Below are 18,708 nucleotides of genomic sequence, written 5' to 3' on the forward strand. Positions count from 1 at the left end.
TCCCGGCCCACCAACCTAACCGTTTCCGCGCACACGGGTTCGCATAGCCTCCTGGCATGACCGACGACGTGTGGCTTCCCATCCCGCCCGAGGAGATCCCGCAGCTCCCCGAGGGGTTCCGCTACCTCTTCTGGGACGGGGGCGAGGACGGCCGGCAGCCGTTCCCCGGCGATCCCGCCGACTGCGCGGTGTACGTGGTGCCGTACATGAAGCCGCACCCCGTGCGCGTCCGGCCGCTGGACGCGCTGCGCAACGTCCGCGTCGTACAGACGCTGACCGCAGGCGTCGACGACGTGGCAGGCCGGCTCTCCGCGCTGCCGCCCGGGGTGGCGCTGTGCAACGCCCGCGGCGTGCACGAGGCGAGCACCGCCGAACTCGCGCTCACCCTGATCCTCGCCTCGCTGCGCGGCGTCCCCGGCTTCGTCCGCGCCCAGGACGAGGGCCGCTGGGCGGGCGGCTTCCGCCCCGCGCTCGCCGACCGCTCCGTACTGATCGTCGGCTACGGGTCCATCGGCAGCGCCGTCGAGGACCGGCTCGTACCGTTCGAGGTGGCGCGGGTCGCACGCGTCGCACGCTCCGCGCGCACGACGGCGCGCGGCCCCGTGCACCCGATCGCCGCCCTGCCCGAACTGCTGCCGGAGGCGGACGTGGTGGTGCTGGTGACCCCGCTCACCGAACAGACCAGGGGACTGGTCGACGCCGACTTCTTGACCCGCATGAAGGACGGCGCGCTGCTGGTCAACGTGGGGCGCGGGCCGGTCGTCGACACCAAGGCGCTGCTCACCGAGCTGGAGACCGGCCGGATCACCGCCGCACTGGACGTCACCGACCCCGAACCACTGCCCCCGGGCCACCCGTTGTGGTCCGCGCCAGGCCTGCTGATCAGCCCGCACGTGGGCGGCCCCACCTCGGCCTTCCTGCCCCGCGCCAGGCGGCTCCTGACCGATCAGCTCACCCGGCTGGTGAACCGGCGACCGCTGCGCAACGTGGTCCTCACCACCGGTGACTGAAACGGGCGGGGCGCCCGCGGGCGCCCTTCATGAGCGGTCGGCCGACCGGGGCGCACCACCAGCGCATACGACACCCGCGGCGCGCGCCGACTCCGCTTGGCGCACGCTCCGCAGCCCTCCGGAAGCGTTCCGTGCACGCATCCGCCCAGCTCGTCACGGAGCGTAGAGAGACTATGTCCCTGAGTGACCAACCTGGTGTATCGTCCCCGACAGGGGCCAGCGCCGCGCACGTTGGGCGCCGGGGACGAGGGAACGACCAGGAACTGGGACTGCGAGGGGGGGGCGACGGACGATGCACGGCCTGACCACCATCACCGATCCGACGCGACAGGGCGAACGCCGACGAACGTGGCGCGCGGCGCCACCCGGGCACGCGCGCGGAGGCCCGCACCACCGAGGGCCCGCCTCCCGCAGGCGCCACGTACACCGGCGGACCCGCGGTGCCGCCCCTGCCCGGGCCGGGTGGGACCGGTGAGCACACCCGGAGCCCTGCCGCTCCGCCGCCGTGCGCCGCGCGGCCGCCCGAGCCCGGTTCCGCAGCTCCTCCTCGCCCTCCTGTGCGGGGGGTACGCCACCGGTGCCGCGCTCGGCTGGGGCTCGCAGCGGCTCGCGCTGTTCATGGGCGACTTCGGGCTCAGCATGGCGGCGGGCGCCGCCGCCATCTCCTGCCTGCTGCGCGCACGCTCCCGCCGCTGCCGCTTTCGACCCGCTTGGCTGCTGTTCGCCCTCTCGTCCACCATGGCCGCTCTCGGCAACGGCGTCTGGGGCTGGTACGAGGTCGTCCTCGACCGCCCGGTGCCCAGCCCCAGTTGGGCGGACCTGTTCTTCCTGTGCTTCGCGCCGCCCGCCATCGTCGGCCTGCTCGTGCTCGCCAAACGGCCCGTGACCAGGGCCGGTTGGGTGTGCCTCGCGCTGGACGCGTGGCTCATCGGCGGCTCGCTGCTCACCCTGTCGTGGAGTCTCGCGCTCGCCCAGGCCGCCAGGTTCGACGGGCCGAGCGTCGCCCACACCGCGCTCTCGCTCGCCTACCCGCTGCTGGACATCGCCCTGGTGAGCATGGTCCTCGCGCTGCACTTCCGGCGCTCCGCGGTGAACCGCTCCGCCGTCAACACCGCGATCGGCGCGCTCGGGCTGACCGTCGCGTGCGACGCCCTGTTCACCTCACCACTGCTGCACAACGCCTACCACTCCGGCCAACTGCTCGACGCGGGCTGGTTCTCCGGCTCCCTGCTCCTCGCCTACGCCCCCTGGGTCGGCACCCGCACCGGCGAGGGGTACGGCGAGGCGCACACCCGGGTGGTGCACGCCCATGTGCCGGGCGCCGGCGGGCAGGCCCACGAGCACACCAGGACGGGGCCCTCGCCGGACGGCAGGACCGGCTCCGCCCAGGACCGACTCCCGTCCGCACACCGTCGTCCGGCCCCCGGGCCCCCGGTGCCACCCCCGCCCCCGGCCCACCCCGCCGGGCAGGGGCACCCGTACCCGCACCCGCACCCGTTCCCGGCGGAGCCGGGGCACGGCCGGTACCCGGTCACCCGCCCCCTCACCGGCTCGCTCGCCGCTCTCACGCCCTACCTCGCCGCCGCCGTCTGCACCCTGGGAATCCTCTACAACCTCCTCGACGGCCGCAGCGTCGACCACGTGGTGCTGGTCACCGCCGGGGCCGTCGTGCTCGCCCTCCTGGTCCGCCAGGGCATCATGCTGCGCGACAACATCACGCTCACCCACGAACTGGCCCAGAAGGAGAACCACTTCCGCTCCCTGGTCCAGGGCTCCAGCGACGTCATCATGATCGCCGCGCCCAGCGGCATCCTGCGCTACGTCTCCCCGGCCGCCGCGGGGGTCTACGGACGGCCCGCGGAGGAACTGGTCGGCACCGAACTCGCCGGGCTCATCCACCCGGAGGACCTCGGCTGCGTGGTCCACGAGGTACGCCGCTTCCTGGCGGCCAGCCCCGTCGAGGAACCCACCACCCGTATCGAGTGCCGCTTCCGTTCCGGCGGCGGAGGCTGGCTCAACGTCGAGTCGACCGTCAACCGCCACCACGGCGGCCTCATCTTCAACAGCCGGGACGTCACCGAACGGGTCCGCCTGCAGGCCCAGTTGCAGCACAACGCCGAGCACGACCCGCTCACCGACCTGCCCAACCGCGCCCTGTTCACCCGGCGTGTGCGGCAGGCACTGTCCGGCCGTCGCGCCGCCGACCGGGGGCCCGCCCTGCGGGGCACGGCGGTGCTGTTCATCGACCTCGACGGCTTCAAGGCCGTCAACGACACCATCGGCCACCAGGCGGGGGACGAACTGCTCGTCCAGGCCGCCCGCCGGCTCCAGGACTCCCTGCGGCAGGGCGACACCGCCGCCCGGCTCGGCGGGGACGAGTTCGCCGCCCTCATCACCGGTGACGGCACCCGCGACCACGCCGCCAGAGAACGCCACATAGAGGAACTCGCCGACCGTCTCCGCGTGGGCCTCTCGCAGCCCTACACCATCGACGGCAACGATGTCCGCGTCGCCGCCTCCATCGGCGTCGCCTTCGCCGAGCCCGGCCTGGGCGCGGGCGAGCTGCTGCGCAACGCCGACCTGGCCATGTACCGGGCCAAGGCGGCCGGCAAGAACCGCGTCGAGCTGTACGCCCCCCAGATGCAGCAGGACGTCGTCCGCAAGGCCGAACTGGCCGGCCGGCTGCGGGCCGCGCTGCACGACGGCGAGTTCCTGCTGCTCCACCAGCCCGTCGTGGCCCTCGCCGACGGCCGGATCTCCTCGGTCGCCGCCCAGGCCCGCTGGCGCTCCGCCCAGGGCGTGCTGTTCACCCCCGGCGAGTACCTCGGCGTCTCCGAGACGGGGGAACGGGCCGCCGAGCTGTGCCGGGGGCTGCTCGAACGGGCCGTCACCCAGGCCGCGGAACGCGCCGCCCAGGGGATCACCGCGCCCGTCACCGTCCGCCTGACCGCCCGCCGGCTCCTCGACCGCACCCTGCCGCCCGGCTCCGTCGAGGGCCTGCTCACCCGGCATGGACTCGCCTCCGGCGCGCTGATCCTCGAACTGGCCGAGATCGATGCCCGAGTGCCCCTGGAGGAACTGGAGCGCCGCCTGGGCGCCCTGCGCCGGCTCGGCGTACGGATCGCCCTGGACGGCGTCGGCAGCGGGCAGACGACGATCGCGGCACTGCGCCGGCTCCCCGTCGACATCCTCCGGCTCGACCGCGGACTGGTCGAGGGGGTCGTCGAGTCGGCCCGGCTACACAAGATCACCAGCGGGCTGCTCCGGATCGCCGCCGACCTGGGACTGCAGACCGTGGCCGACGGGGTGGATCTGCCCGAGCAGGTCGTCACCCTGCGCGCCATGGGCTGCACCCACGGCCAGGGCCTGGTCTTCTCCGGGCCGCTGGACGAGCACCGGCTGCGCCGGGCACTCGCCCGCGGCCACTACCCGGTGCCGCACGGACCGGCCGAGCCCGTCCTCGCGGGCGGCGGCGCGAGCCTGTACGGGGGCGCCGTCCCGACGGTCCTGCGCGGCACCACCGCGGCCGCCGCTCGGGGCACCACGGCGACCGCCGCCCGGGGCGCCGCCACCCTCGGCGGGACGACCACCGCGCTCGGCAGCGTGACGGCCGGGCTCGGCGGCGGCACCGCGGTTCTGGGAGGTGGCACCGCCCTTCGACCACATGATGAGACTCCCGTCCCACCCACTTGACAGTTGGTGCGCCCCGGCGAGAGGGTCAGTTCCATGCGCACCCGAATTCTCGTACTTGGACAGCGCGTCGGCTGAAGCTGGGCCGGACCGGACCACCCGGAACACCCAGCGACCGTACCCGGCGCGCTCCCCTCGCTTGCCTCCTGGCACGAGGGGTTTTTTGTTGCACGGGCACCCGTCGCGCCGCAGGCGCCGCAGTCGCAGTACGTACGAACCTCGCAAAAACCCTCAGCATCGAGAAGAGAATGCCGATGACCGAGCAGGCCTCCGGGGCACACCATCCGCAGCCGCGGCCCCGTTCCTCCGGACCGCAGTCGTCCGCTCCCGAGCAGGTGACGGGCGCGCAGTCCCTCATCCGTTCGCTCGAGGAGGTCGGCGCCGACACGGTATTCGGCATTCCCGGCGGTACCATCCTGCCGGCGTACGACCCGATGATGGACTCCACCAAGGTCCGTCACGTCCTGGTCCGCCATGAGCAGGGCGCGGGCCACGCCGCCACCGGGTACGCGCAGGCCACCGGCAAGGTCGGCGTCTGCATGGCGACCTCGGGCCCCGGCGCCACCAACCTGGTCACCCCACTGGCCGACGCCAACCTGGACTCCGTCCCGCTGGTCGCGATCACCGGCCAGGTGGTGTCCTCCTCGATCGGTACGGACGCCTTCCAGGAGGCGGACATCGTCGGCATCAGCATGCCGATCACCAAGCACAGCTGGCTGGTCACCAAGGCCGAGGACATCCCCCGGGTGATCGCACAGGCCTTCCACGTCGCCTCCACCGGCCGCCCCGGCCCGGTCCTGGTCGACATCCCCAAGGACATCCTCACGGCGAAGACCACGTTCTCCTGGCCCCCCGTGATGGACCTGCCCGGCTACCGCCCCGTCACCAAGCCGCACGCCAAGCAGATCCGCGAGGCCGCCAAGCTGCTCGGCGCCGCCAAGCGGCCCGTCCTCTACGTGGGCGGCGGTGTGATCAAGGCGAAGGCCAGCGCCGAACTCAAGGTCCTCGCCGAACTCACCGGAGCCCCCGTCACCACCACCCTGATGGGGCTCGGCTCGTTCCCCGACAGCCACCCGCTGCACGTGGGAATGCCGGGCATGCACGGTGCGGTCACCGCCGTCACCGCGCTGCAGAAGGCCGACCTGATCGTCGCCCTCGGCGCGCGCTTCGACGACCGCGTCACCGGAAAGCTGGACAGCTTCGCCCCGTACGCCAAGATCGTCCACGCCGACATCGACCCCGCCGAGATCGGCAAGAACCGCGTCGCCGACGTGCCGATCGTCGGGGACGCCCGCGAGGTCCTGGCCGACCTGATCCAGGCCGTCCAGAAGGAGGCCGCCGAGGGCCAGCAGGGCGAGGCCGCCGCGAACAAGTACGCCGCCTGGTGGAAGGACCTCAACCGCTGGCGCGAGACCTACCCGCTCGGCTACGACCTGCCCGAGGACGGCTCGCTCTCCCCGCAGCAGGTCATCGAGCGCATCGGCCGGCTCGCGCCCGAGGACACGATCTTCACGGCCGGCGTCGGCCAGCACCAGATGTGGTCCGCGCAGTTCATCCAGTACGAGAAGCCCGCCACCTGGCTCAACTCCGGCGGCGCCGGAACCATGGGCTACGCGGTCCCGGCCGCGATGGGCGCCAAGGCCGGGCAGCCCGGCCGCACCGTCTGGGCGATCGACGGCGACGGCTGCTTCCAGATGACCAACCAGGAACTGACCACCTGCGCCCTGAACAACATCCCGATCAAGGTCGCCATCATCAACAACGGCGCCCTCGGGATGGTCCGCCAGTGGCAGACCCTGTTCTACAACCAGCGGTACTCCAACACGGTCCTGCACTCCGGCCCGACCGACATCAGCCCGGAGGCCAAGGGCACCCGCGTCCCGGACTTCGTGAAGCTGTCGGAGGCCATGGGCTGCTACGCCATCCGCTGCGAGCGCCCGGAGGACCTGGACAAGGTCATCGAGGAGGCGAACTCGATCAACGACCGCCCCGTGGTCGTGGACTTCATCGTCCACGAGGACGCCATGGTGTGGCCGATGGTCGCCGCCGGCACGTCCAACGACGAGATCATGGCCGCCCGGGACGTCCGTCCCGACTTCGGCGACACCGAGGACGACTGAGAGCCCGCGAGAGCCACCGGACGTCAGCGACTTCAGGGACTTCAGGGATTTCAGGAAGGTACGACCGTCATGTCCACCAAGCACACGCTCTCGGTCCTGGTCGAGAACACCCCCGGCATCCTGGCGCGGATCGCCGCGCTCTTCTCCCGCCGCGGATTCAACATCGACTCGCTCGCCGTCGGCGTCACCGAGCACCCCGACATCTCCCGCATCACCATCGTGGTGAGCGTCGAGGACCTGCCCCTGGAGCAGGTCACCAAGCAGCTCAACAAGCTCGTCAACGTGCTCAAGATCGTCGAGCTGGAGCCGGCCCAGGCCGTCCAGCGCGAACTCGTCCTGGTGAAGGTGCGCGCCGACAACGAGACGCGCTCCCAGATCACCGAGATCGTCCAGCTCTTCCGCGCCAAGACCGTCGACGTCTCCCCGGAGGCCGTCACCATCGAGGCCACCGGCTCCGGCGACAAGCTGACCGCCATGCTGCGGATGCTGGAGCAGTACGGCATCAAGGAACTGGTCCAGTCCGGCACCATCGCGATCGGCCGCGGCGCCCGCTCCATCACCGACCGCTCGCTGCGCGCACTGGACCGCTCAGCCTGACGTCGGCTCAGAACCGCCCCGGGATGGCCGGAAACGCCCGCCGGCCGCCCCGGGCGGTACCCGCGCACAGTGGCCCGGTACCACTTGCCCGGCGCGCCGCCCGCATTACGAGACCCCCCGGCTTTCCGCCCCCGCACCGGCATACGGTGGGACGCAACACCTGCACACCAAGGAGTGAACCGAAAGTGGCCGAGCTGTTCTACGACGCTGACGCCGACCTGTCCATCATCCAGGGCCGCAAGGTCGCGGTCATCGGTTACGGCAGCCAGGGCCACGCCCACGCGCTGTCGCTGCGTGACTCGGGTGTCGACGTCCGCGTCGGCCTGCACGAGGGCTCGAAGTCCAAGGCCAAGGCCGAGGAGCAGGGCCTGCGCGTGGTCAGCCCCGCCGAGGCGACCGCCGAGGCCGACGTCATCATGATCCTCGTGCCGGACCCGATCCAGGCCCAGGTCTACGAGGAGCACATCGCCCCGAACCTGAAGGACGGCGACGCGCTGTTCTTCGGCCACGGCCTGAACATCCGCTACGGCTTCATCAAGCCCCCGGCCGGTGTCGACGTCTGCATGGTCGCCCCCAAGGGCCCGGGCCACCTGGTGCGCCGCCAGTACGAGGAGGGCCGCGGCGTCCCCTGCATCGTCGCCGTCGAGCAGGACGCCTCCGGCAACGGCTTCGCGCTGGCCCTGTCGTACGCGAAGGGCATCGGCGGCACCCGCGCCGGCGTCATCAAGACGACCTTCACCGAGGAGACCGAGACCGACCTCTTCGGCGAGCAGGCCGTCCTCTGCGGTGGCACCGCGGCCCTGGTGAAGGCGGGCTTCGAGACGCTGACCGAGGCGGGCTACCAGCCGGAGATCGCCTACTTCGAGTGCATGCACGAGCTGAAGCTCATCGTCGACCTCATGTACGAGGGCGGCCTGGAGAAGATGCGCTGGTCGATCTCCGAGACCGCCGAGTGGGGCGACTACGTCACCGGCCCGCGGATCATCACCGACGCCACCAAGGCCGAGATGAAGAAGGTCCTCGCCGAGATCCAGGACGGCACCTTCGCCAAGAACTGGATGGACGAGTACCACGGCGGTCTGAAGAAGTACAACGAGTACAAGAAGCAGGACTCCGAGCACCTCCTGGAGACCACCGGCAAGGAGCTCCGCAAGCTCATGAGCTGGGTCAACGAGGAGGCGTAAGCCTTCGGGAGCGGCCGGGCCGGGGCACCGACGTCCCGGCCCGGCCGCCCCGGCCGGGGCCCTCCGCGCGGCTCCGGCCCACCCGTCCTCCCTCGGACGGGTGATCCTCGTGATGAGGCGCATGACGCCCGCGTTGCGCCACTAGACTGCTGCACCAATACGCGTCAGGCCCACAGCGTCGTGCGTCTTCCACGCGGCCCGGCGACACCGGGGAACTGCGGGCACGCTGCCCTCCCTTCCCCGGCGCCGCTCCCCTCCCACCGCCTGCGGCCGTCGGGACGGCCGTCCGCACTGGACATGTGAGGACTCACGTGAGCTCGAAACCTGTCGTACTCATCGCCGAAGAGCTGTCGCCCGCCACGGTGGACGCGCTGGGCCCGGACTTCGAGATCCGGCACTGCAACGGAGCGGACCGGGCCGAACTGCTCCCGGCCCTCGCCGACGTCGACGCCATCCTGATCCGCTCCGCGACGAAGGTCGACGCCGAGGCCGTCGCCGCCGCCCACAAGCTCAAGGTCGTCGCCCGCGCCGGCGTCGGCCTGGACAACGTGGACGTCTCCGCCGCCACCAAGGCCGGCGTGATGGTCGTCAACGCGCCGACCTCCAACATCGTCACCGCCGCCGAGCTCGCCTGCGGTCTGCTCGTCTCCACCGCCCGCAACATCCCGCAGGCCAACGCCGCGCTGAAGAACGGCGAGTGGAAGCGCAGCAAGTACACCGGTGTCGAGCTCGCCGAGAAGACCCTCGGCGTCGTCGGCCTCGGCCGCATCGGTGCCCTGGTCGCGCAGCGCATGTCCGCCTTCGGCATGAAGGTCGTCGCCTACGACCCCTACGTGCAGCCCGCCCGCGCCGCCCAGATGGGCGTGAAGGTCGTGACCCTCGACGAGCTGCTCGAGGTCTCCGACTTCATCACCGTCCACCTGCCCAAGACCCCCGAGACGCTCGGCCTCATCGGCGACGAGGCGCTGCGCAAGGTCAAGCCCAGCGTGCGCATCGTCAACGCCGCGCGCGGCGGCATCGTCGACGAGGAGGCGCTGTACGCGGCGCTGAAGGAGGGCCGCGTCGCCGGTGCCGGCCTCGACGTGTATGCCAAGGAGCCCTGCACCGACTCCCCGCTGTTCGAGCTCGACCAGGTCGTCTGCACCCCGCACCTGGGCGCCTCCACGGACGAGGCGCAGGAGAAGGCCGGCATCGCGGTCGCCAAGTCGGTGCGCCTCGCGCTGGCCGGCGAGCTCGTGCCCGACGCGGTCAACGTCCAGGGCGGCGTCATCGCCCAGGACGTCAAGCCCGGCCTGCCGCTCGCCGAGAAGCTCGGCCGCATCTTCACCGCCCTCGCGGGCGAGGTCGCGGCCCGGCTCGACGTCGAGGTGTACGGCGAGATCACTCAGCACGACGTGAAGGTGCTCGAACTCTCCGCGCTCAAGGGCGTGTTCGAGGACGTCGTCGACGAGACGGTGTCCTACGTCAACGCGCCGCTGTTCGCGCAGGAGCGGGGGGTCGAGGTCCGTCTGACCACGAGCTCCGAGTCGGCCGACCACCGCAACGTGGTCGTGGTGCGCGGCACGCTCACGGACGGCGAGGAGGTGTCGGTGTCCGGCACGCTCGCCGGGCCGAAGCACCACCAGAAGATCGTGGCGGTCGGGGAGTACGACGTCGACCTCGCGCTCGCCGACCACATGGTCGTGCTGCGGTACGCCGACCGGCCGGGGGTCGTCGGCACGCTGGGGCGTGTGCTCGGTGAGGCGGGCATCAACATCGCGGGGATGCAGGTCTCGCGGGCGGTGGCCGGTGGCGAGGCGTTGGCGGTGCTGACGGTGGACGACACGGTTCCGCCGAACGTGGTGGCGGAACTCGGCGAGGAGATCGGCGCGACCTCGGCCCGCTCCATCAACCTGGCCTGACCGGCGCGCCCCGCGCCCCTGCTCCGGGGGCACGGGGCGCCCCTTGGGAGGCTCAGGGGGCTTTGTCGGGCGCGAGCGCGTCGTGGCCGGTCGCGCCGGTCCTCGTGCCCCCGGCGGGGCGCTCCGGGCCGGCGGGCTCGCGCGGCGGAGCCGTGCGCTCCGCGGTGCGCAGGGTGCGCACCGCCAACGGCGCCGCTGCCAGCAGCAGAAGGGCGCCCGCGACCGCCGCCCCCCGCATTCCGTCCACGAACGCCCCCCGCGCCGCCGCGCGGACCGCCGCCCCCGCGGCCCCCGGCATCCCGTCCGCCACCGCCAGCGCCCCACCCAGCGTCTGCCGCGCCGCCTCCGGCGCCTCGGGCCCCACCCCGTGCCGGTACAGCGCCGTGCCGATCGCGCCGAGCATCGCCATGCCGAGCGCGCCCCCGAGTTCCGCGCCCGTCTCCATCAGCGAGGACGCCGTCCCGGCCCGCTCCACCGGGGCCGCCCCCATCGCCAGGTCGGTCACCTGCGACATCACCGTGACGATCCCCGAGGCGAGCACCCCCGCCCCGGCCAGCACCAGCCACAGCGAGCCGGTCCCGGCGAGCGCCAGCAGCCCGTAGCCGGCGGCGGCCACCACGAACCCGCCGCTCACCACGTACGCCCTGTCCACCCCGCGCTGCACCAGCCCGGCCGACACCGGCGCGGCCACCCCGATCAGCACCGACGGCAGCAGTGACCACAGCGCCGCCTCCAGCGCGCTCCTGCCGAGCACGGACTGCAGGTACTGCGTCGTGAAGAACGCCGAGCCCAGCATCGCGAACGAGGAGATCAGGTTCAGCACCAGCGCGGGCGAGAAACCGCGGGCCCGCAGCAGCGCCGGCGGGATCAGCGGTGAGGCGGCCGTGCGCTGCCGGTGCACGAACAGCGCCCCGAACAGCAGCCCCACCGTCACCGACACCACGTACCGCACGTTCCAGCCGTCGGTGGGGATCTCCTTGAGGCCGTAGACCACCGGCAGCACCGCGGCCAGCGACAGCGGCACGCTGAGGAGGTCGAACCGGCCGGGCTCCGGGCTGCGCGACTCCGGCAGCAGCAGCGGGCCGAGCACCAGCAGCATCGCCATCGCGGGCAGGTTGACCAGGAACACCGAGCCCCACCAGAAGTACTGCACCAGCACCCCGCTCAGTACCGAGCCGAGCGCGATGCCGCCGGTCATCACCCCGGACCACAGCCCGATCGCCTTCGCCCGCTGCCCGGGGTCGGTGAACATCGTCCGCAGCAGGGCCATCGTCGACGGCATCAGCGTCGCCCCGCCGAGCCCGAGCACCGCGCGGGCCGCGATCAGGGTCTCCGCGCTGTCGGCGTACGCGGCCACGAGCGAGGCGGCGCCGAACGCCGCCGCGCCGGCCAGCAGCAGTCGGCGGCGGCCGAACCGGTCGCCGAGGGCGCCCATCGTCATCAGCAGTCCGGCCAGGACGAAGCCGTAGATGTCGAAGATCCACAGCTGCTGGGTGCCGCTCGGCTCGAGGTCCGCGCCGATCGACGGGATCGCGAAGTACAGGACGGAGATGTCCATGGAGACCAGCAGCAGCGGAAGCATCAGGACGCCCATGGCGGTCCACTCGCGGCGGCCGGCCAGGGTGCCGGCGGTGGGGGAGTCCGCCGCCGGGTCGTGGTGGTTCGGGTTCGTCGGTGTCATGGCGGGGACTGTACGCACGTCTTATACATACGTCTAGTACAAGCGTGTAATACGCTTGTTCAACGGGCCCGTCCGGTGGTGGCCGGCGTGACCTGTCGGTCGTAGACGGGTGTCATAGACGCTTGTTCAGGGGGCGGGCTAGGGTGGGCGCATGGGACACCGTGAGGATCTGCTCGAAGGAGCCAAGCGCTGCCTGACGGCGAAGGGGTTCGCGGCCACGACGGCACGGGACATCGTCAAGGAGTCGGGCACCAACCTGGCGTCCATCGGCTACCACTACGGCTCCAAGGACGCACTGCTCGCCCAGGCGTACGTGGCGCTCGTCGGGGAGGTCTCCGACGCCTTCGACGGCAGCGAACGGCTGCTCGCGGACACCGCGCCCGGCTCCCTCGAACGGTTCGAGGCGGTGTGGTCGAACATCATCGGGACCATGCGGGAGCCCGGTTCGATGTGGCGCCTGAGCATCGAGATCGTGGCGATGGGCGACCGCCTGCCCGAGGTCCGCGACCACCTCGCGCGCGCCCAGCGGGAGGCGATGCGCGCCCTCGTACCGCTCTTCATGGGCGGACGGGAGGAAGACGTCCCCGAGGAGACCGTCGAGACCCTCGGCGGTTTCTACTACGCCCTGATGATGGGGCTGATCACCCACTACAACTTCGACCCCGACAGCGCCCCCGACGCGGACGCCCTCACCGCGGGGCTGCGCCAGGTCATCGCCGGGACGGGGCGGTGACCGCCCCTACGTGAGCGAGGCGATCAGGTCGTCCACCACCGGGGGCCCGCCCGCGACGCGCAGCGCCTCGATCCGGTGCGTCAGCTCCGGTGCCGTCACCGGGACGCCGACCAGGTCGCGCCGCCCGGCCGCCACGGAGCGCGGGAGCAGCCCGAGTCCCTGGCCGCCGGCGAGCAGTTCGGTGTACGTCCGCACGTCGAGGCCGTCGTAGCGCAGGGCCACCCGCAGCTGCGGTCCGTCCCCCACCAGGGCGCGCAGATCCGCCGGCGGGGCACCCACATCGGGCGCGTCGATCCACCGGGCGTCCACCAGGTCCGCCAGCCGCAGCCCCGTGCGGTGCGCCAGCGGGTGGGTGGACGGCAGGGCCACCACCGCCTGCTCCCGGCCCACCGGCACCCCGCGCACCCCGGCCGTCCGGGCCGGGCGCAGCGGATCGTCGGGCAGGGCGAAACCGTCGACCAGGCCGAGGTCCAGCGTGCCGGTGGCGACGCCCTCCGCGACCGCCCGCCGGGGCAGTGTGCGCACCGTGAACTCGTGGACCCCGGCGCGCCGTGCCACCTCGCCGGTGACCCGCAGGGTGTGCGCGGTGGCGGCCAGCGGACAGACGCCGACGGTCAGCCGTCCGGTGGACCCGCTGCCCGCCCGCCGGACCTCCGCGCGGGCCGCGTCGATGCGCAGCAGGATCGGGGCCACGTGGTCCAGCAGGCGGGCGCCCGCCTCGGTCGGCCCGACCGGCCGCCGGTGGATCAGCTCGGTGCCCAACTCCCCCTCCAGCGAGGCGATCTGCTGGGAGACCGCCGACTGCGTGTAGCCCAGTTCGCGGGCGGCGGCGGAGAAGGAGCCGAGCGTCAGGACGGTCGAGAACGTCTGGAGCAGTCGCGGATCCACGGCATCAGCATCGCTTATCAAGGGATCAGAAACCATCGTTTGCGCTACTTGGCGCGGCCGCTGGATGATTCCGGCGTGCCCCCGACCACTGCCTCACCCGTACGGCCGGACCCACGGCCCGACGCACGACTCGACGCGCGGCCCGACGCACGCCCCGCCCGGATCGCGCTCGTCGGCGAGCGGTCCGCGGGCGTGCCCGCGCACACCCGGTACGCGCCGATGCTGGAAGCCCTCTGGCGACGGGAACGGCTGCTGGTGGACGCCTACTGGGTGCCCACCTCCCGGCTGGAGGATCCGCGCGACCTGGCCGGGTTCGACGGCGTCTGGCTGGTCCCCGGCAGCCCGTACCGCAGCGAGGCCGGAGCGGTGACCGCGGTGCGCACCGCCCGCGAACGGAACATCCCCCTGCTCGCCACCTGCGGCGGTTTCCTGCACGCCCTCCTGGAGTTCGCCCGCCATGTCTGCGCGATGCCCGACGCCGCGCACGCCGAACACGCCCCCGGCAGCCGGCTGCCGCTGATCGTCCCGCTCGCGCGCGACCTCGCGGGCCACGAGGCGGCCGTGCACATCGAACCCGGCTCCCTGGCCGAGGAGGCGCTCGGCACCCGCACCACGGTGGAGCGCTACCAGTGCACGCACGCCCTCGACCCCCGCCACGCCGGCACCCTGAGCGAGCACGGGCTGCGCTTCACCGGCCACGACGACGCCGGCCGGCCCCGCATGGCCGAACTGCCGGGCCACCCCTTCTTCCTGTGCACCCTGTTCCAGCCCGAACTGGCCGACGACACCTCCCGGCCGCACCCGCTGGTACGCGCCTTCGCCGCCGCGGCGGTGGCGAACGGCTCCCGCCCCGCCGCCTGACCGGTACATCCGCACCCGCACCGCTGCACGCCCGCAACCGAGAGGAACCCAAGTGGCGAATTCCGTGGACGCGTTGTCCGACGTGCCGGCCAAGTCGTGGGTGCCCCACTTCGTCGTCTGCTCGATGATCTGGGGCTCCGGCTTCGCGCTCATCAAGATCGGTGTCAAGGCCGGCATCGAACCGGGCTGGGTCGCCTTCTGGCGCTGCTTCTTCGGCGCGCTGGTGCTGTGGTCCCTGGTCCTGTTACGGCGGCTGGAGGTGCCCCGCGACTGGCGGGTGTGGGGGCACGCCCTGGTGGTGGGGACGGTGCTCAACGCCTTCCCCTTCACCCTGTTCGCCTGGGGCGAGCGGTACATCAGCTCGGTCACGGCGGGCGTGTGGAACTCCACCATCCCGCTGTTCACGCTGGTCTGGGTACTGATCATGCTGCCGGACGAGAAGCCGACCGCGCGCCGGCTGGCGGGCATCGCCACCGGTCTGTGCGGTGCCCTGGTGGTGCTCGGCGTGTGGTCCGGCGGGCAGTCCTCGCTGCTCAAGGGCAGCCTGATCTGCCTGGTCGCCACCACCTCGTACGGGCTCGGCTACACCTACACCCGCCGGTTCCTCTCCGCCGGGAACGTCCCCGCCATCACGCTGACCGCCATCCAGGTCGGCTGGGGCGCCGTCGAACTCGCGCTGTGCGCCCCGCTGACGGGCGGCGCACCGCACTGGGGCGGGCCGGGGGCGCTGGCCGCCATGGTGGTGCTCGGCGCGCTGGGCACCGGACTCGCCTACATGTGGAACCTGTCGGTGATCCGAGCCGTCGGTTCGACCGTCGCCTCCACGGTCGCGTATCTGACCCCGCTGTGGGCGGCGATCGTCGGGGTGCTCTTCCTCGACGAGTCGCTGGGGTGGAACACCGCGCTCGGCGCGCTGATGATCGTCAGTGGCGTGCTGCTCACCCGTACGTCGCCGCCGAAACCGGCGCCGGCTCCGGCCGGGGAGGTGCCCCGGCCGGCCGAAGGGGCGGAGTCCGTGGACGACCAGGCGCAGTCGGCGGAGGAGATGCGGCCGGCGAAGCCGTGACCGCGCCCGCGGGGCCGTGACGCGCCCGGCATCCCGGCCCCGGGTTCGTCCCGCGCCCCGGCCCCGGTTCCGGGCCCGTCCCGTGCCGGGGTCGTCCGACCCGCGCCGTGGGGTCAGGGCGCGGCCGGCGGGCCGTCCGGTCGCAGCACGGTGTCCAGGCGCGCGAGGCCCTCGGTCACCGTCGCGGGGTCGCGGGCGAAGCCGAGCCGGAATCCCTCGTCGCAGCCCATCGTCTCGCCGGGCGTCAGCAGTACGCCCGCCGCCAGCGCGCGGCGGCACAGCGCCAGCGAGGGCTCCCCGGTGCGGAGCCGGACCCAGGCGAAGGGCGTGTCCTGCGGCGGTACCAGCCGCACCGCGTCGCCGTTGCGGGCCGCCCACTCCTGAACGAGGCGCAGCCCCGGGGCGCACAGCCGGTGGTACTCCCGCGTGAACTCCTCGTGCCGTTCCAGCACGGAGCAGGCCAGGGCCTCGCACAGCACGGAGTTGGCGATCGAGGTGAGGAACTTCCGCTCCGCGCAGGCCCGTACGAGGCCCGGGGCGCCGTACATCCAGCCGATGCGCAGCCCCGGCAGGCCGTAGGTCTTGGACAGCCCGGAGACCGAGACCACCCGGTCGCGGCCGACGGCCGCCGAGCGCGAGAGGTCGATCGCGTACTCCTCGTCGACCAGCAGAAAGGCGTCCCGTTCCGCGGCCAGCGCGGCGAGGTCGCGCAGCGCGCGCTTCCCGATCCGCCGGCCGGTGGGGTTGCAGGGCGAGTTCAGCGCGATGAGCCGCAGGTCGTCGCCGGCCGCCGCGGCCACGGCGGCCGCGTCGACGCTGAGGTCCGGCCCGTACGGCAGGACCGTCGTACGGGCACCGAGCCGGGACGGCAGGTCCAGCAGCGGCTGCCAGCCGGGGGCGAACGCGATCACCTGGTCGCCGGGCCGCACCAGGACGTCGAACAGCAGGAACAGGGCCTCCTGCGCGCCGTGCGTGACGGTGACCGACTCGGGTCCTCCGCCGCCGTACAGCCCGGCGATCAGCCGGCGCAGCGCCGCGGTGCCGCGGTCGGTGCCGTAGTCCAGGGTGAGGGCGGCGGGCACGGTCAGGTCGGACAGCGGGTGGCTCGGTACGTAGCTGTTGCCGAGGTCGATGTCGTAACGGCCCGCGGAGTCCTCGAACGTCCAGCGGGCGATGGAGTAGTACGACGGTGCGACGGTGCCGGCGCCACCGGCCGCGGGCGTCACGCGGCCGCCCCGAGGCGGTCGAGGAACATCGGCGCCAGGGTTCCGGCCGCCACCTGCTCCACCACCCCGGCCAGGGTGACCGCGCCCCGCGGGTCGACGGTCGTCCCGACGGCACCGCCGGGCATCCGCACCCGTACCGCGCGGTCCACCAGCCCCAGGACGTGCGCCGCGCTGACCGCGGCGCAGGCGCCGGCCCCGGAGGCCAGGGTGTAGCCGGCCCCGCGCTCCCAGATCTCGATCTCCACCGTGCCGCGGTCGAGCACGCGCAGGAACTGCACGTTGGTGCGTTCGGGGAAGGCCGGATGGCCGGCGATGGCCGGGCCCAGCTCCCGTGCCAGCGCGGCGGACACCTCCGGGAGCGGGACCACGGTGTGGGGGTTGCCGTTGTTCAGGCAGGTCACCCGCAGCCGTCGCCCGGACACCTCCAGCACCCGGTCGACGACGGGTCCGGGCAGATCCGGGGCGGGGACGTCCGCGGCCTCGAAGGAGGGCTGCCCCATGTCCACCCGGACGAGTCCGGCCGCGGGGTCGTCGATCCGCACCGCCGTGTCCCCCGCGTGGGTACGCAGGACGACGTCCCGCCCCCCGCCGCGGTGCTGGGACAGATACAGCGCGAAGATGCGCAGCCCGTTGGCGCTCCGGCCGCACGGGCTGCCGTCGGGGTTGAAGGTGCGCAGGACGACCGGTTCACCGGCCCGCACCGCACCGAGGGGCCCCACCAGCACCCCGTCGGCACCGATGCCGCGGTGCCGGTCGCACAGCAGGCGCGCGGCCGTCGGCGCGGAGGGCAGGCCCAGCAGGTCGATCCGCAGCGGATCGACGACGAGGTAGTCGTTGCCCAGTGCCTGGTACTTCACGAAGTCGTGCATGTGCTGTGCCCCCTGCTTTCGCTGCCTGCTGTCCGCTGCTCGCTGTCCGCCGGCCATCAGGGGAAGTCCCCGGCGATGTCCGGCCGTTCCGCGCGGGCGGGGCCGCACACCACGTGCGGTGTGCGGCCCCGCCCGGTCGCGCCGAGGGGTGCCGCGGCTACATCGCCGCCGCCTCCTCGGCGTCGCTGAGGACCGCCTCGTCGTGGTCGTCGCCGTACCACTTCTCGCTCCAGCGGGAGAAGGCGACGATCACGATGTCGCGGTGCCCGGGGCCGCCGTCGGCGGACAGCACGTCGGTGACGTCGTGGGCGATCGCCCGGTCGTCCAGCAGCACCGCCTGCCCGGCGTCCAGCGTCCCGTTCCAGAACGGCTCCGTCGCGCCGGGCTCCCACAGCCGGGTCAGGCCGCCGCCGACGTTGTTGCGCCGCAGCACGGCGATCATCACGTACTCGTGCCCGTCGTGGTGGACGCCCTCAGGGGTCAGCGGGCCGGCCTTCTCACCGGTGGCCCGGGTGCGGTTCTGGTGCACGTTGATCTGCCAGTCGTCCGCGGTGTCCAGCGGAAAGGCCTCCGCGCCGGCCCGGATGAGGGGCGTGAAGTCCACCTCGATCGGCAGGTACCCCCGGCGCATTCCGCCGCCGACCTTGTTGAACTTCTTGAACGCGGTGTAATCCCGGTGCGGCAGGAGCTCGAAGGTCCAGCCGGAGCCTTTTTCGTGACTCATCCGGTACTGCGAGAACCGCTTGAACCGTGTTCCGTTTCCCATGTAGTCGTCGACCGGGCAGTTGTCGTAACTATCCAGTATGTCCTGCTGGATCGCCGGGAGGTCGATGACGGAGAAGTGCTGTTCGGACAGAGGCATGAAGTGCGGCTTCCTTCCCG

At 72.7% G+C, this 18,708-nt stretch carries 14 protein-coding genes; 9 read left to right on the top strand and 5 right to left on the bottom strand.

What is annotated here, in order from left to right; genetic code table 11:
* The first annotated feature begins 56 nt into the window (after positions 1–56).
* From QFZ64_RS24570 to serA, 6 genes are all read left to right on the top strand, one after another.
* Positions 57–1,010, top strand: coding sequence for a 2-hydroxyacid dehydrogenase (locus tag QFZ64_RS24570; protein WP_307069196.1), 954 nt, complete (start codon positions 57–59; stop codon positions 1,008–1,010).
* 462 nt (positions 1,011–1,472) lie between these two features.
* Positions 1,473–4,703, top strand: coding sequence for a putative bifunctional diguanylate cyclase/phosphodiesterase (locus QFZ64_RS24575; protein ID WP_373430658.1), 3,231 nt, complete (start codon positions 1,473–1,475; stop codon positions 4,701–4,703).
* 251 nt (positions 4,704–4,954) lie between these two features.
* Positions 4,955–6,820: an acetolactate synthase large subunit gene (locus QFZ64_RS24580; protein WP_307069198.1), complete on the top strand. Its 1,866-nt coding sequence runs from the start codon at positions 4,955–4,957 to the stop codon at positions 6,818–6,820.
* 69 nt (positions 6,821–6,889) lie between these two features.
* The gene (gene ilvN, locus QFZ64_RS24585) at positions 6,890–7,417 is read left to right on the top strand and encodes an acetolactate synthase small subunit (RefSeq protein ID WP_307069200.1); all 528 of its coding nucleotides are present in this window, start codon (positions 6,890–6,892) and stop codon (positions 7,415–7,417) included.
* A gap of 185 nt (positions 7,418–7,602) precedes the next feature.
* Entirely contained in the window at positions 7,603–8,601 is a 999-nt protein-coding gene (ilvC, locus tag QFZ64_RS24590; RefSeq protein WP_307069202.1) for a ketol-acid reductoisomerase, read from the top strand.
* Between the two features lie 311 nt (positions 8,602–8,912).
* Positions 8,913–10,502 (top strand): phosphoglycerate dehydrogenase, encoded by a 1,590-nt coding sequence (gene serA, locus QFZ64_RS24595; protein WP_307069204.1) that lies wholly within the window; start codon positions 8,913–8,915, stop codon positions 10,500–10,502.
* A gap of 52 nt (positions 10,503–10,554) precedes the next feature.
* Here the strand turns inward: serA and QFZ64_RS24600 are convergent, their stop codons facing one another.
* Positions 10,555–12,183 carry an MFS transporter gene (locus tag QFZ64_RS24600; RefSeq protein ID WP_373430659.1) on the bottom strand — a complete coding sequence of 543 codons (1,629 nt, stop codon included), beginning with the start codon at positions 12,181–12,183 and terminating at the stop codon, positions 10,555–10,557.
* 151 nt (positions 12,184–12,334) lie between these two features.
* On the opposite strand from QFZ64_RS24600, the gene QFZ64_RS24605 reads away from it, so the two are divergent.
* Positions 12,335–12,916 (top strand): TetR/AcrR family transcriptional regulator, encoded by a 582-nt coding sequence (locus QFZ64_RS24605; protein ID WP_307069207.1) that lies wholly within the window; start codon positions 12,335–12,337, stop codon positions 12,914–12,916.
* Between the two features lie 6 nt (positions 12,917–12,922).
* Here the strand turns inward: QFZ64_RS24605 and QFZ64_RS24610 are convergent, their stop codons facing one another.
* Positions 12,923–13,804, bottom strand: a complete 882-nt coding sequence (locus QFZ64_RS24610) for a LysR family transcriptional regulator (RefSeq protein WP_307069209.1) — start codon at positions 13,802–13,804, stop codon at positions 12,923–12,925.
* 75 nt (positions 13,805–13,879) lie between these two features.
* Between QFZ64_RS24610 and QFZ64_RS24615 the strand changes: the two genes are divergently transcribed.
* Together QFZ64_RS24615 and QFZ64_RS24620 are read left to right on the top strand one after the other, a co-directional pair.
* Positions 13,880–14,665 (top strand): hypothetical protein, encoded by a 786-nt coding sequence (locus QFZ64_RS24615; RefSeq protein WP_307069211.1) that lies wholly within the window; start codon positions 13,880–13,882, stop codon positions 14,663–14,665.
* A 52-nt stretch (positions 14,666–14,717) separates the two neighbouring features.
* On the top strand, positions 14,718–15,731 hold the full coding sequence (locus QFZ64_RS24620) for a DMT family transporter (RefSeq protein ID WP_307069213.1): 1,014 nt from the start codon (positions 14,718–14,720) through the stop codon (positions 15,729–15,731).
* 113 nt (positions 15,732–15,844) lie between these two features.
* Here QFZ64_RS24620 and QFZ64_RS24625 read toward each other — a convergent pair whose 3' ends face one another.
* From QFZ64_RS24625 to QFZ64_RS24635, 3 genes are all read right to left on the bottom strand, one after another.
* Positions 15,845–16,957: a pyridoxal phosphate-dependent aminotransferase gene (locus tag QFZ64_RS24625; RefSeq protein WP_307069214.1), complete on the bottom strand. Its 1,113-nt coding sequence runs from the start codon at positions 16,955–16,957 to the stop codon at positions 15,845–15,847.
* Positions 16,954–17,826 (bottom strand): diaminopimelate epimerase, encoded by an 873-nt coding sequence (gene dapF, locus QFZ64_RS24630; protein WP_307069215.1) that lies wholly within the window; start codon positions 17,824–17,826, stop codon positions 16,954–16,956. The genes QFZ64_RS24625 and dapF overlap by 4 nt, the downstream gene beginning before the upstream one ends.
* 157 nt (positions 17,827–17,983) lie before the next feature.
* Complete coding sequence (locus tag QFZ64_RS24635) at positions 17,984–18,688, bottom strand: 2OG-Fe dioxygenase family protein (protein ID WP_307069217.1); 705 nt, start codon at positions 18,686–18,688, stop codon at positions 17,984–17,986.
* Between the last annotated feature and the right edge of the window lie 20 nt (positions 18,689–18,708).

This window comes from Streptomyces sp. B3I8 (assembly GCF_030816915.1).
GTDB lineage: Bacteria > Actinomycetota > Actinomycetes > Streptomycetales > Streptomycetaceae > Streptomyces.